We start from the raw sequence: 13,806 nt of genomic DNA, 5'->3' as shown, positions 1-13,806 counted from the left end.
GAAAAGGCCAGCAGCGCTGGCCTTTAGCATCTCATCATGACGGGATATTAACCGACGATCTGGCGCACAAACGCTTCGATCTCTTTATCCTGGCAGTTCTCAAAGAAGCACTGCTGGAAACGAGGGCCAGAAACGGCGGTTTTCACCAGCTCCGGATCGATCGCGCGCAGCGTATCCAGATAGTTTTCCTTAACCACCGCCGCTTTAACCGCGTTCAGGATCCCGGCGTTACGCACCTGAGGCTCTTTACGCTCCGGCGGATAACCTTCGCCGTTGCGGCCGGTAAAAGCTTTTTCAAAGATAAAGCGTACGTTCAGCTCTGCGCCCCAGCCAAAACCCTTTGCAAACGGCAGAGAAAGCGCGTTACCGTTGTTGATCTGCGCAAACAGGAAGGCATCAGCAGGGTCGATACAGTAGCCGCATACCACGCCAGGGTGAATATTCAGCGACATCAGCGCGCCCTGCCCGGTACCGCAGCCGGTCACCACAAAGTCCACCGCTTTCGAATTCAGCAGGATACTGGCCATGATCCCCAGATGAATATAGGTCAGGTGATGATCGTTTTCATCGCTCATACCGACGTTGTAAACCGGGAAGCCTTTTTCTTCAGCAACGGCGTTTAACTCATTGAGGATGATGGCGTTTTTGTTCGCCTGGCTGTTTTCCATCATCAGTGCGATTTTCATGCTTTACTCTCCTGAATGCTCTGCGGGCACTCCCGCGATAGTTCGTTAGCGTTGCTATGAACAATACTACCTTACGAACATACTTTCAAATTTTATGAAAAGTTGTTTTATAAATTGCATCTCGCCTCACACTTTTGACTTCCGCCCCCGGCTGGTATGGCCTCCTCCCCACTCTTACCCGCGTCAGGCTAATCCCGCCGCGGCCGCCGGGCGGGTCTATTTTCACCGCTAAATTAGGCGCAACGATTTTTCGCATAGAATATTAAATTAAAACCATTCTCATTATTTTTAAATCGCCAATGCGTGTTATTCCCATTTGCATTATTAATAAATGATTTTATTAATTTACTTTTTGCAAATAAATTAATAACAAATTATAGTGAGCGCACAATAATCCTTAATTCTATTTTCCCGGAGCAGCCTGATGCTAAAAACTGAAATGATCGACAAGCTGAATGCGCAGATGAATCTCGAACTTTATTCCTCTCTGCTTTATCAGCAAATGAGCGCCTGGTGCAGCTACCACAGTTTTGAAGGCGCCGCCGCGTTTTTGCGTCGCCACGCGCAGGAGGAAATGACCCATATGCAGCGCCTGTTCGACTATCTGACCGATACCGGCAGCCTGCCCTGCATCACGGCTATCGCCTCACCTTTCGCCGAATATGCGTCCCTGGATGAGCTATTTCGCGTCACCTACGAACATGAACAGCTGATTACGCAGAAAATTAACGAACTGGCCCATGCGGCAATGACCAGCCAGGATTATCCAACATTTAATTTCCTGCAGTGGTACGTTGCTGAGCAGCACGAAGAAGAGAAACTGTTTAAATCCGTTATTGATAAATTGACCCTTGCCGGTAAAAGCGGTGAAGGCCTGTACTTTATTGATAAAGAGCTGGCAACGCTCGACACACAAAATTAATAATTACGGCAGCGACGCCCGGCGTTCGCTGCCGTATGAGTATTAATGGCGGCAAATTTTACTTTCGTGCGTATTAAATCCTTCCTCAGCGGCAATAAATTTGCCTTTTTTCTGCAAAAACGCCACCAGCTCCGCCGCGCTCAGATTTTCCGCCGAGCAGGTATGGAATCGAACCTCTTTCCCAAAACGGTCGATAATCGCCGCTTCCAGCGTAGCAACAGTGTAAGACTCGCCTGATGAAATCATCATTTGCAGCACTTCGTGACCATGAATCGATGGCATAACCCCTCCCGTAAAGGCCGAAGAATAAACCAGCCAGGGCGGCGGATTCTTGCGCCAGCGCAGCTTTCGCGCAAACCTCTGGCATCGTAAAGTTATCATTACACCCCCTGTAACCCTCATTTGACGAACTCACTGATTTCACATACTCTGCGCGGCATAATTAATTGTGTATTCCGTGATGGATAGAGAAAAGCGTGAAAAACCGCACTCTGGGTAGTATTTTAATCGTTGCCGGCACTACAATCGGCGCAGGGATGTTAGCGATGCCGCTGGCCTCGGCGGGCGTGGGTTTCGGCGTAACGTTTGGTTTGCTGATAACGCTGTGGGCGCTGATGTGTTATACCGCCTTATTGCTGCTGGAAGTGTATCAGCACGTGCCGGCTGATATGGGACTGGGGTCGCTGGCCGCGCGCTATCTCGGCCGCTACGGGCAGTGGGCTACCGGGTTTTGCATGCTGTTTCTGCTGTACGCTCTCACCGCCGCCTATATTAGCGGCGCCGGCGAGCTGCTGGCCTCCAGCCTCAACCAGTGGCTGGACTGGCGACTGCCTCCTGCGGCAGGCGTCCTGATTTTTACCGGGATCGGCGGGACGGTAGTGTGTATCGGAACCTCGCTGGTCGATCTTTTTAACCGCTTTCTGTTCAGCGCAAAAATTATCTTTCTCGCCATTATGCTGGCTCTGCTGCTGCCGCATATTCACCAGGTAAATTTACTGACGCTGCCGCTACAGCAGGGACTGGCTCTGTCAGCGATTCCGGTGATTTTTACTTCGTTTGGTTTTCACGGCAGCATACCCAGTATTGTGAGCTATCTGGGCGGGGATATTCGCAAGCTGCGTCGGGTATTTGTCATCGGGAGCTTTATTCCCCTGGTCGCCTATATTTTCTGGCAGCTGGCGACGCTCGGCAGCATTGACTCTCCCGTCTTTACCGCGCTGCTGGCAAAAAATGCCGGGCTTAACGGGCTGCTGGAAGCTATCCGCGAAGTGGTCGCCTCACCGCACGTTGAGCTGGCGGTGCATCTGTTTGCCGATCTGGCGCTGGCGACGTCATTTCTCGGCGTGGCGCTTGGGTTATTCGACTATCTGGCCGATCTGTTTCAACGCCAGAACAGCGCCGGTGGACGGATACAGAGCGGCCTGATTACCTTTTTGCCCCCGCTGGCGTTCGCGCTATTTTATCCGCGTGGCTTCGTGATGGCGTTAGGCTATGCGGGCGTCGCGCTGGCCGTGCTGGCGCTCATGCTGCCTGCGCTGCTGGTCATGAAGAGCCGCAAACAGCATCCTGATGCAGCATGGCGGGTCGCGGGAGGCTCAGCGGCGCTGTGGCTCGTCCTGCTCTGCGGGATCGGCATCGTCGCGATCCAGTTTGCGATTGTCGCAGGCTTGCTGCCCGCGGTAGGGTAAAAAGAAGGGGCCATATTGGCCCCTTCTTTTATTTGGCTAAACAGCACTGCTTATATTTCTTACCGCTGCCGCACGGGCAAGGATCGTTGCGCCCCACCTTCGCCTCATTCCGGATGGGCTGCTGAACTTCCGCCGGCTGCGCGTGCTCAGTCCAGTAGTTATAAAGCGCCAGGGCGGCAGGACGAATTCGCTCAACGCTGGCGACAAACTCTTCCGCGGATAATTCATCAAGCGCCTCAAATCGCTCCTCGGTACCGTGCAGGGCAATCACGTCCAGCTCCGCCTGCAGCTCAGCCGGCAACGCGGACCAGTCGCTCAGCCCCACCCCGCGCATATAGCCGAAGCACCACTCTTCAACAATCGTGAGTTCCTGCCCTTCCTCTTCGCGGCTGCCGAACATCGGTTCGAACTGTTCGGGATAATCGCTCAAGCGCTCGGCGATATCGCTCATTTGCTGCAGCGTCAGGTTCACAAAACGATCCCGCTCGCGATCGTTGGCCCAGCGCGGCACGTTATCCGCTCCGCCCCAGATAGCAAGCAGCCACTGCGCGGGTTCAATCTCCGTCGGCCCGGAGAGAATGGCCGTCAGCAGCCCATCAAGCTCGGCAACGTCCATGATGGTGCCTTCTACCGCGTATTTCGACAGGATATCGTCCAGCCATTCAACTTCGCTTTCGTTCAGGGGTCCAGTTTTCATAAACAGGCTCATCGTCGTAAAAAATGGCGCTTACAGTAGCGGAAATAGCGAGAAAAAACCACCCGGCTACTCAAGGTTCAGGCTGCGCAGCGTCTCAGCAATCTCACGAAAGGCATCCGGCGAAAGCGGTAGCAGGGGACGCGGCAAACAATCCTCACCGCACAGACCGAGGATCGTCACCGCTGCGGCAGTGACCCGCAGGCTTCCGCCATACTTTCTGTAGAGCGTCCACAGCGGCTCCAGCCTGGCGCTTATTGCCTCCGCCCGCTGAGCCTCCCCGCGCGTCGCGGCCGCCGTCAGCTCTTTGGCGACGTGCGGGAACAGGCCGCCGCACACCGAATACCAGACTTCGCAGCCGGCGTTCAGGCCATCGGCCGCGCAGGCGTCTCCGCTAATCCCGATCGTCACCTCAGCCGGTAGCTGCCGCCGCAGGCTCTGAACGCGCCGTGTGACGTCATTTTTAGCGGGACCCGGTATTTTAATTGAGGCGATACCCGGCAGCGCAGCGATCGCGCCTTTAAGCGCATCCGAGGTCGTCACATGCGTGGTCACGGGGTTATCGTAAACGCAGACGGGCACGGAGACTTCGCGGGTGACGGTCTGGTAAAAAGCCAAAATCTCCTCTTCCGTCAGGGGCTGATAGGCGATTGCCGGCAGGAGCAGCGCGCTGGCCCCAGCCCGCTGCGCATCCTCTGCCAGACGAAGGACCCGATCGGTCCCCAGCGCCCCGATCCCTGCCATAAGCGGCACCGCTCCGGCATGCGATTTGGCCTGTCGGATAACCTGCATTCTCTGCTCGCGGCTGAGCCAGGCATAGCTTCCCGTGGAACCGAGCACGCCGAGAGCATCGACGGCAGATTCGGCGAGGCGAGTGACAATCCGGGCAAAAGCGGTTTCATCAACGCCATGCTGATGTAACGGAGTCAGAGGAAAAGCGCAGAGGCCAGTAAACATTTCATCCCCACTTATTGAGATAATGATAGATTGCCGACGCAGAATAACAACAGATGCGGGTTTTGTCCTATGACAAAAATGAATGAGGTGGGGCTGAGGTTCAAAAGCGAGGTTATGGAAATACAAAAACAAAAAAACCACCCGTAGGTGGTTTCACGACACTGCTTATTGCTTTGATTATTCTGCTTTATCCCAATGGTACCCGGAGCGGGACTTGAACCCGCACAGCGCGAACGCCGAGGGATTTTAAATCCCTTGTGTCTACCGATTCCACCATCCGGGCTCGGGATAGAAATTGGAGGCGCGTTCCGGAGTCGAACCGGACTAGACGGATTTGCAATCCGCTACATAACCGCTTTGCTAACGCGCCTTAATGTTTGAACACCCGCTGATGCCGATGTTGTAAACTGGAGCGGGAAACGAGACTCGAACTCGCGACCCCGACCTTGGCAAGGTCGTGCTCTACCAACTGAGCTATTCCCGCATCATCAAGCTAATTTGCTAATTACTTGATTTTGTTATCGTCTGTCAGACAGTGCTGCCGTTCGATGCGTTGCATTCTACTTACCTGGCGCAATGAGTCAACGATATTTTTTAAAACCTTGTGTTGTTTGCTGAAAATTGCGCCGAAACGATCACTGATCAAGCAAATCGCCGCGCGCCGCGTTCAAATACTGCAGCATGGACCACAGCGTCAGCACCGCCGCCACGAGGAACAGACCAATCCCCGCCCATTCAACCCAGATATTTGGGCGCCACAGCATCCACACCAGCGCGGCCATTTGCGCCGTGGTTTTGACTTTGCCTATCCATGACACCGCCACGCTGCTGCGCTTGCCCAGTTCGGCCATCCACTCGCGCAGCGCGGAGATAATAATTTCACGCGCGATCATGGTGGCGGCCGGTAACGTCACCCACCAGGTATGGTAATGCTCGGCAACCAGTACCATCGCAATAGCCACCATGACTTTATCCGCGACCGGATCGAGGAAAGCGCCGAAACGCGTGCTCTGATTCCAGCGACGCGCCAGATAACCATCAAACCAGTCGGTCACCGCTGCGACAAAGAAAATTAGCGCACAGGCAAAAGGGGCCCAGGTAAACGGCAGATAAAACGCCAGTACAAAGAACGGGATAAGAATGACGCGAAACAGAGTAAGCAACGTAGGGATATTAAATTGCATAGTAACGGGTAACTATCTGTTGTAAGTAAAAATTAGCCCTATGTTGCTACAGAGCCCCTAATGTTTCAACGAGTAGAAGATCTTTTCTGCCAGACCGTGAGATATACCCGGTACTTGCGCAATTTCTTCGACGCTGGCTTTCTGCAACCCCTGCAGACCGCCCATATATTTCAGCAGCATCTGTCGGCGTTTGGGTCCGACCCCCTCAATGGTTTCCAGCGTGCTGGTGCTTTTTACTTTTGCCCGTTTCTTACGGTGGCCGGTAATGGCGTGATCGTGCGACTCGTCGCGAATATGCTGAATCACATGCAGCGCGGGGGAGTCCGGCGGCAGACTAAAGCCCTCGCCTTCCGGTTCAAAGAATAGCGTCTCCAGGCCCGCTTTACGATCGCTGCCTTTTGCCACGCCCAATAACAGAGGGTGACTTTTATCCCACGGCACGTCCAGCTCGGCAAAAACCGTCTTCGCCTGCCCAAGCTGACCTTTACCGCCGTCGATCAGGATAACATCGGGAATTTTACTCTCTTCTATTGCCTTACCGTAGCGACGACGCAGGACCTGATTCATCGCCGCGTAATCATCTCCCGGCGTGATACCGGTAATATTGTAACGGCGATACTCTGCGCGCAGCGGTCCGTTGCTATCAAAAACCACGCACGACGCCACCGTCTGTTCGCCCATCGTATGGCTGATGTCAAAGCATTCCATCCGATTGACGGCCGGAAGCTTGAGTAATGTCGCCAGCGCCCGCAAACGTTGCGTAATCGTTGAATGCTGGGAAAGCTTGGTGGTCAGCGCCGTCGCGGCGTTCGTGCGCGCCAGCTTCAGGTAACGGGCGCGATCGCCGCGGGGTTTGGTCTGTACGTTAACCCGGCGTCCGGCCAGCTCTGAGAGCGAATCCGCTAGCAGGGTTTTGTCGCCCAGGTTAAAATCCAGCAGGATCTCGCCCGGCAGCGTCCGCATCTGGCTGCCCTGCAAATAGAACTGTCCGACAAAGGTTTCCACCACTTCACCGAGTTCGGTGCCATTCGGCACTTTGGGGAAATAGCTGCGGCTACCAAGGACTTTACCCTGGCGGATAAACAGCACGTGGACGCACGCCATGCCGGCATCAAACGAGACGCCGATAACATCCAGATCGTCACCGGTATTGGAGACGAACTGTTTCTCCGTTACCCGACGTACGGCCTGAATCTGGTCGCGGATCCGCGCTGCCTCTTCAAATTCCAGCGCCTGGCTGGCCTTTTCCATGCGGGCAATCAGCTGAGTCAGTACCTGATCGTCTTTGCCCGCCAGGAACAGGCGCACGTAGTCGACCTGCTGGGCATACTCTTCCTCGCTCACCAGTCCGGCAACGCACGGCCCCAGACAGCGGCCAATTTGATACTGCAGGCAAGGCCGCGAACGGTTGCGATAGACGCTGTTCTCACACTGGCGGATAGGGAAGATTTTTTGCAGCAGCGCTAACGTCTCGCGAACCGCGTAGCCGTTGGGGAACGGGCCAAAATATTCGCCTTTCGCATGCTTCGCCCCACGATGCGTCGCCAGGCGAGGATGCGTATCGCCGCTAAGGAAAATAAAGGGATAGGATTTATCATCGCGCAGCAGCACGTTGTAACGCGGCTGGTATAGTTTGATGTAGTTATGCTCAAGCAGCAGCGCTTCCGTTTCGGTGTGGGTCACGGTAACGTCAATCTGGGCGATAAGCGCAACCAGCGCTTCGGTTTTACGCGAAGCCAGGTTGCTGCGAAAATAGCTGCTCAGCCGCTTTTTCAGGTCTTTCGCTTTGCCTACATAGATAACAGTACCGCCAGCGTCATACATACGATAGACGCCCGGCTGGCTGGTTACTGTTTTCAGGAAAGCTTTTGCATCAAAAACATCACTCACTGACTTGCTAACGACTCCGCATTGCACAGGCCATGGCGAATTGCCAGGTGCGTCAGCTCCACATCGCCGTGTATGTTCAGTTTACTGAACATACGATAGCGGTAGCTGTTCACCGTCTTGGGACTCAGATTCAACTGCTCTGAGATCTCGTTGACCTTCTGACCTTTAGTAATCATTAGCATAATCTGCAATTCTCGCTCAGACAAACTGGCAAACGGCGACTCCGCCTTCTCCGGTTCAATCTGGCTTAGCGCCATCTGCTGGGCGATATCAGAGGCGATATAACGCTGACCCGATGCCACGCAGCGAATCGCATTCACAACCTCCTGCGGCGCGGCGCCTTTACTGAGGTAGCCAGCAGCCCCGGCCTGCATGACTTTCGCCGGCAGCGGATTTTCCGTATGCACGGTCAGCATTATCACTTTGGCATCAGCAACGGAACGGGCAATTTTTCGCGTAGCCTCAAGGCCGCCGATACCCGGCATGTTCATATCCATCAGGACTACATCAACGGGATTCGCGCGGCACCATTTCACGGCATCCTCACCGCAGCAGGCCTCGCCGGCAACTTTAATCCCTTTTATATCTTCCAGAATGCGTCGTATCCCTGCGCGCACCAGTTCGTGGTCATCAACAAGAAGGACGTTGATCAAAGGAATATTCTCCAGAATTAGGGATAACGCTACTGATAGCTTATCTCCCACATATTACCGGGTTTTAACCTAATTTTGAAAGCCAAAAAATGTGCTGGGAAAGATTTCTTGCGCAATTATGGAAATTTGTCTGCACACCCGCTGGAAAGCCATACATAACATAGAGTTGTACAACAGTTATTTTTTAACATTCATCATACAGATTACGTAAAAACACAACACATTGCGTAGGCGATAAATATGTGCCTGAATATGTAACAATTATTAACACGAACACGGGGCGTACGAAAAAATTAACACGCTTAGATCTCATGAATACGTATTATTCAGTCAATTAAATCATTCACCACTCGGATGAAAGAACAGAAATCAAGCACTCCTTTTTTTTCCTTTGCTTGTGGTATACTGCGCCGCCTTCACTTTTAGTCATGCGCAATTGCGCAGAAAGCAATCGAGGATATAGATGAGCACTCCAGATTTTTCCACTGCGGAAAATAACCAAGAACTGGCACAGGAAGTTTCGAGTCTGAAAGCAATGATAACGCTGATGCTGCAGGCCATGGGTCAGGCTGATGCAGGCCGCGTGATTATTAAAATGGAAAAACAAATCGCGCAGATGGAAGATGAGGCTCAGGCTGCCGTATTCTCCAGCACCGTTAAGCAAATTAAGCAGGCATATCGTCAGTAATCAATTACCGGCTGAAGGTATTACTAACAGCCGGTCTTACGTCTGGCACGCAGAACAACACATGAGATCAAATTAGGCCCGTCGCTACGGCATAGCAGGCAATTTGGGTTTTGTTTGGCGCGTTGAATTTTCGCTGCATATTTTTCTGATGGAAATTGACGGTATTTTCTGAGATAGACAGAATCATTGCCACCTCAGCCGAGGTTTTCCCTTCCGCCGTCCATTTCAAAATCTCCAGTTCACGTCGACTAAATTTCATTTCCGGCGGCATAACCATCTCGTCCTCCAGGCGCAAAAGCGTCAGCAGGCTCAATTCGGTTAGCGTTCTTAAGCGCATCTCCAGTTCATCTTCCGCAAAGGGTCCCTGGCTATGGCTGGTTCCTGAAACGGATAAGAATCCCTGAGCATGGTTCGGCAGCGTCAGGCACTGCGTGACGCCCTTGCGTAATCCATGGTCGCGCGCGCCGTCCCATAATTCCGGTGTATCATGGAATAGCTTGTCGTTCCATGGCAGATGCCCACGAAGGAAATTCTCCTTGCGCAGCACCGGGTCGATCGCGAGATAATTCTCGGCTTGATAATGCGCCATCCAGGCCTGAGGATAGGTCGATTGCAGCGTCACCCTGGGCCGAGTAAAAGGCACGGGATGCCGTACGCAGAGTGCGAAGTAGTCATATTCCAGCCCTTTTGCTTCCTGCTGCAGAAGATGATAAACCCCCTCGCCTGCAGAAACGGACTGAAATTGTTGCAGCATTTCCCGCCGCCAGCTGAAAAAATCATTGTCCCTCATAACTAACCAAATAACTCCTGAGTGATAATCATTATTATAAATACATAAAACTAACACATAAATCCTGCTTATATGTATAAAAAATGGCAGCCACCGCATTTATTAGACTACGTCCGGCGAAAGTACCGGATACGTTAAAAAAATTATGCCAATTGATGTGGCACAAAACCTTGACAGATGTATCGTCGTTGCTTATGACCACCATCCGGACATGCTTTTTTTGCTGATAAACCGGTTATTCAGCGCTGCCCGGCCGCATCCGTCAGCACAAGCCTGAGCGAATGCGGCCGGCGCGGGGCGATTACTGCATCAGGAATTTTTCGAGGAACTGGCGGGTACGCGCGTGCTGAGGATTGGCAAACAGCGCTTTTGCTTCACCCTGTTCAACGATACGCCCCTGATCCATAAAAATAGCGCGGTCCGCTACGTCGCGGGCAAAGCTCATCTCATGGGTCACGATAACCATCGTGCGCCTCTCCTGCGCCAGCTGGCGAATGGTATTGAGTACCTCCCCTACCAGCTCAGGATCTAATGCCGACGTTGGCTCATCAAACAGAATGACATCCGGACGCATCGCCAGCGCGCGAGCAATCGCCACGCGCTGCTGCTGCCCGCCGGACAAACGACGCGGGTAGCTATTTTCTTTACCGGTAAGCCCAACTTTCGTCAGCAGTTCACGCGCCCGGGCGATGGATTCATTTTTATCCTCCCCTTTAACGATGACCGGCCCTTCGATAATGTTTTCCATCACCGTACGGTGGGGGAAAAGATTAAAATTCTGAAACACAAAGCCCACGTGCTGACGCAGGCGGCGAATGGCCGTTTTTTGCTGGTTGATGCTGCGCCCGGCATCGATCGTCACGTCGCCTACGCGAATCGTGCCGCTTTCCGGCTGCTCCAGGAGATTAATACTGCGCAGCAGCGTCGTTTTCCCCGAACCGCTGGGACCGATAATCGCCACCACTTCCCCTTGTTGAACCTCAAGGTCGATACCATGAAGCACCGTCTGGCCATGGAATTTTTTCACCAGGTTTTTGACTTCAATCGCACTCATTTTGGATCTCGCTCCTGGCGGTTCAGCTGATTTTCAAAATAGTTTTGCAGCGTGGAAAGCACCGTTGCCATTACCCAGTAGATAAGCGAAGCGGCCAGGTACATGGTGAATACCTCCAGCGTCCGGGAGGTGATCAGCTGAGCCTGACGGAACAGTTCTGGCACCTGGATAGTTGCCGCCAGCGAGGTATCTTTCACCAGGCTGATAAAACTGTTGGAAAGCGGCGGTAACGCCACGCGCGCGGCCTGAGGAAGAATCGCGCGGCGCATTGCCTGCCAGCGCGTCATACCGATACTCGCCGCGGCCTCCCACTGCCCTTTATCAATGGAGGCAATCGCTGCGCGCAGCGTTTCCGCCGCGTAGGCCGCCGTGTTTAAAGACAGGCCGATCATCGCCGCGGGAATAGGATCCAGCTCGATGCCGAACTGCGGCAAGCCGTAATAGATCATAAACAGCTGCGCAATCAGCGGCGTTCCGCGAAAGATGGAGATGTACATCCGCGCCAGCCATTTAATCGGCCAGACGGGCGACATGCGCATCAGCGCCAGAATAAATCCCAGCACGAGGCCAAAAAACATGCCGCCAATGCTGAGCTGTAGCGTAAATACCGCGCCCTTCAGCAGAAAAGGCGCGGAATCAATAACCAGTTGGATACTCTCTTGCATTCTATGTGTTCTGCATTAGATATGAGGATGATAGGCGAACAGCGCAGGCGCGCCGCCGGTGTGAACAAACAGTATTGGGCCTTCATCCTTAAAGCGCTTCTGGCTGATACCATCAATCAATCCGGCCATCGCCTTCCCGGTATACACCGGATCCAGCAGGATACCTTCCAGCTGCGCCAGCAGCTTCACCGCCGCCATCCCTTCGTCGTTCGGTATTCCGTAACCCGGCGCAAAGTACTCATCCCACAGCTGAATACAGGCCTTTGCCTCCAGTTCCAGGCTATTTGCCACCGCCTGCTGCAGCGCAGCCACTTTTGGCAGCTGGTCAGCCACGCTGCGCGATACGGTCACGCCGATAAGCTCGGCATTGGGCATCAGCTGCTCCAGTCCCACGGCGAGGCCGGCATGCGTACCGGCGCTGCCGGAGGCGACGACCACGGAGGAGAGCTCGACCGCCCCTTCGCACTGCTGGGCAATTTCCAGCGCGCTCTCCACATAGCCCAGCGCGCCCAGCGCGTTCGAACCGCCAACCGGAATCACGTACGGACGATAGCCCTGAGCTTCAATGCGGGTCGCCAGCGCTTCCAACTGAGCATTAGGATCGGTCAGCGCGTCGCACATTTCGACCTGAGTATTAAACAGGTCAAGCAGCAGGCGGTTACCGTTGGTCAGGTAGTTCTCAGCCCGGGTACCCATTGGATTCTCCAGCAGCGCCACGCAGTGCAGGCCCAGCTTAGCCGCCACCGCCGCCGTCTGGCGCACATGGTTGGACTGGATAGCTCCTGCGGTAATCAGGGTATCCGCCCCTTCTCGCAGCGCATCGGCAGCCAGAAATTCAAGCTTACGTAGCTTGTTGCCCCCCATCGCAAGCGGGGTCACATCATCGCGCTTGATAAAAATTTCGCGGCCAAGGTAATCGGACAAGCGCGGCAGATATTCCAGCGGCGTCGGCGCGCCAATCAGTTCCAGACGCGGGAATAGGGTTAAATTTTGCAGTGACATAAGACCTCCTGACTGAATTATCCTTGATTATGCACGCTGTGACGCGCGAAATAAAAAAAGGCGCTATCAGGAGCGCCTTTTTTCACCGCTGGCCGTTACTTCGTGACGTCAGCGCCAAACCATTTTTCCGACAGCGCCTTCAGGCTGCCGTCTTTTTGCATATCCGCAATGGCGCCATCAACCGCTTTCAGCAGGTCTTCATTACCTTTGCGCAGCGCGACGCCGGACTCCTGGCGAGAGAAGGCTTCACCGGTGACGGCAAGGGTGTTACCGGTTTTCTTCACCAGATCCAGCGCTGCCAGGCGGTCAACCAGGATGGCGTCAATTCGCCCTACGCGCAGATCCTGGTATTTCGTCGGGTCATCATCATAAGTCCGAATGTCGACGCCCTGTACGTTCTGGCGCAGCCACTCTTCGTAGTTGGTCCCCAGGCCGACGCCAACTTTCTTACCTTTCAGGTCGGCTGCAGTTTTAATCACGCCTTCGTTACCTTTTTTCACCAGCGCCTGGATCCCGGAAACGGTGTACGGCGTCGAGAAGTCATATTTTTGCTTACGCTGATCGGAAATAGTGACCTGGTTTATCACCACATCGATACGTTTAGAGTCCAGCGAAGCCAGCATGCCGTCCCATTTAGTGGGTTTAAGGTCAGCCCTCACGCCCAGATGTTTCGCCAGTTCATTAGCAAAATCCACCTCGAAGCCGGTCAGCTTACCGTCATCTCCCTGATAGCTGAATGGCGGATATGTCCCTTCCAGACCCACGCGTAGCGTGCCGCGTTCTTTAACCTGATTAAGCAGATTTTCAGCAGCAAAGGTTTTTACGCTGACGCCGGTCATTAATACGACGGCCATTGCGCCCATCAGCGCCTGACGACCCAGAAGTGCTAATTTCATAGATACCCCTAAAAGAGTGATATTTTGCTGTAGTGTA

General features: G+C 53.8%; 15 protein-coding genes and 3 tRNA genes. 3 read left to right on the top strand and 15 right to left on the bottom strand.

Annotated elements, in window-relative coordinates:
• Positions 1-47: 47 nt before the first annotated feature.
• Positions 48-686: an RpiB/LacA/LacB family sugar-phosphate isomerase gene (locus ABLU88_RS03790; protein WP_014229871.1), complete on the bottom strand. Its 639-nt coding sequence runs from the start codon at positions 684-686 to the stop codon at positions 48-50.
• Between the two features lie 424 nt (positions 687-1,110).
• Here ABLU88_RS03790 and ftnA point away from each other — a divergent pair, with 424 nt between their 5' ends.
• A complete protein-coding gene (gene ftnA / locus ABLU88_RS03785; protein WP_004852185.1) occupies positions 1,111-1,608 on the top strand; it encodes a non-heme ferritin in 498 nt (165 codons plus the stop codon).
• Positions 1,609-1,650: 42 nt separating this feature from the next.
• On the opposite strand, the gene ABLU88_RS03780 is transcribed toward ftnA, so the two are convergent.
• The gene (locus tag ABLU88_RS03780) at positions 1,651-1,890 is read right to left on the bottom strand and encodes a YecH family metal-binding protein (RefSeq protein ID WP_004852186.1); all 240 of its coding nucleotides are present in this window, start codon (positions 1,888-1,890) and stop codon (positions 1,651-1,653) included.
• A gap of 194 nt (positions 1,891-2,084) precedes the next feature.
• Here ABLU88_RS03780 and tyrP point away from each other — a divergent pair, with 194 nt between their 5' ends.
• Positions 2,085-3,296: a tyrosine transporter TyrP gene (tyrP, locus tag ABLU88_RS03775; protein ID WP_025106109.1), complete on the top strand. Its 1,212-nt coding sequence runs from the start codon at positions 2,085-2,087 to the stop codon at positions 3,294-3,296.
• Between the two features lie 28 nt (positions 3,297-3,324).
• Here the strand turns inward: tyrP and ABLU88_RS03770 are convergent, their stop codons facing one another.
• The 8 genes from ABLU88_RS03770 to uvrY form a co-directional block, all read right to left on the bottom strand.
• Positions 3,325-3,993: a YecA family protein gene (locus tag ABLU88_RS03770; protein WP_014229873.1), complete on the bottom strand. Its 669-nt coding sequence runs from the start codon at positions 3,991-3,993 to the stop codon at positions 3,325-3,327.
• A 66-nt stretch (positions 3,994-4,059) separates the two neighbouring features.
• Positions 4,060-4,947, bottom strand: a complete 888-nt coding sequence (locus ABLU88_RS03765) for a dihydrodipicolinate synthase family protein (RefSeq protein WP_348836165.1) — start codon at positions 4,945-4,947, stop codon at positions 4,060-4,062.
• A gap of 196 nt (positions 4,948-5,143) precedes the next feature.
• Positions 5,144-5,230 (bottom strand) — tRNA-Leu (locus ABLU88_RS03760).
• Positions 5,231-5,243: 13 nt separating this feature from the next.
• Positions 5,244-5,317, bottom strand: a tRNA-Cys gene (locus ABLU88_RS03755).
• A gap of 38 nt (positions 5,318-5,355) precedes the next feature.
• Positions 5,356-5,431: transfer RNA gene (locus tag ABLU88_RS03750), tRNA-Gly, on the bottom strand.
• Between the two features lie 151 nt (positions 5,432-5,582).
• Entirely contained in the window at positions 5,583-6,131 is a 549-nt protein-coding gene (gene pgsA, locus ABLU88_RS03745) for a CDP-diacylglycerol--glycerol-3-phosphate 3-phosphatidyltransferase (protein WP_004122100.1), read from the bottom strand.
• Between the two features lie 57 nt (positions 6,132-6,188).
• Positions 6,189-8,021, bottom strand: coding sequence for an excinuclease ABC subunit UvrC (gene uvrC, locus ABLU88_RS03740; protein WP_004852196.1), 1,833 nt, complete (start codon positions 8,019-8,021; stop codon positions 6,189-6,191).
• Positions 8,018-8,674 (bottom strand): UvrY/SirA/GacA family response regulator transcription factor, encoded by a 657-nt coding sequence (uvrY, locus tag ABLU88_RS03735; protein WP_004122102.1) that lies wholly within the window; start codon positions 8,672-8,674, stop codon positions 8,018-8,020. Before uvrY ends, uvrC begins: the two co-directional genes overlap by 4 nt.
• 463 nt (positions 8,675-9,137) lie before the next feature.
• Here uvrY and ABLU88_RS03730 point away from each other — a divergent pair, with 463 nt between their 5' ends.
• Positions 9,138-9,362 (top strand): DUF2594 family protein, encoded by a 225-nt coding sequence (locus tag ABLU88_RS03730; protein ID WP_110192857.1) that lies wholly within the window; start codon positions 9,138-9,140, stop codon positions 9,360-9,362.
• A gap of 67 nt (positions 9,363-9,429) precedes the next feature.
• Here ABLU88_RS03730 and sdiA read toward each other — a convergent pair whose 3' ends face one another.
• From sdiA to tcyJ, 5 genes are all read right to left on the bottom strand, one after another.
• Positions 9,430-10,152 carry a transcriptional regulator SdiA gene (gene sdiA / locus ABLU88_RS03725; protein ID WP_014229875.1) on the bottom strand — a complete coding sequence of 241 codons (723 nt, stop codon included), beginning with the start codon at positions 10,150-10,152 and terminating at the stop codon, positions 9,430-9,432.
• A 301-nt stretch (positions 10,153-10,453) separates the two neighbouring features.
• Positions 10,454-11,206, bottom strand: coding sequence for an L-cystine ABC transporter ATP-binding protein TcyN (gene tcyN, locus ABLU88_RS03720; protein ID WP_004852203.1), 753 nt, complete (start codon positions 11,204-11,206; stop codon positions 10,454-10,456).
• Positions 11,203-11,871: a cystine ABC transporter permease gene (gene tcyL, locus ABLU88_RS03715; RefSeq protein ID WP_004103458.1), complete on the bottom strand. Its 669-nt coding sequence runs from the start codon at positions 11,869-11,871 to the stop codon at positions 11,203-11,205. Before tcyL ends, tcyN begins: the two co-directional genes overlap by 4 nt.
• Positions 11,872-11,886: 15 nt before the next feature.
• On the bottom strand, positions 11,887-12,873 hold the full coding sequence (gene dcyD / locus ABLU88_RS03710; RefSeq protein WP_219558457.1) for a D-cysteine desulfhydrase: 987 nt from the start codon (positions 12,871-12,873) through the stop codon (positions 11,887-11,889).
• 95 nt (positions 12,874-12,968) lie between these two features.
• Entirely contained in the window at positions 12,969-13,769 is an 801-nt protein-coding gene (tcyJ, locus tag ABLU88_RS03705; RefSeq protein ID WP_064358825.1) for a cystine ABC transporter substrate-binding protein, read from the bottom strand.
• Between the last annotated feature and the right edge of the window lie 37 nt (positions 13,770-13,806).

The organism is Klebsiella sp. GW_Kp182 (assembly GCF_040062275.1).
GTDB classification, from domain to species: Bacteria; Pseudomonadota; Gammaproteobacteria; order Enterobacterales; family Enterobacteriaceae; genus Klebsiella; species Klebsiella michiganensis.
The sequence above is the reverse complement of the archived record's forward strand: the minus strand, read 5'-3'. Positions and strand labels throughout refer to the sequence as shown.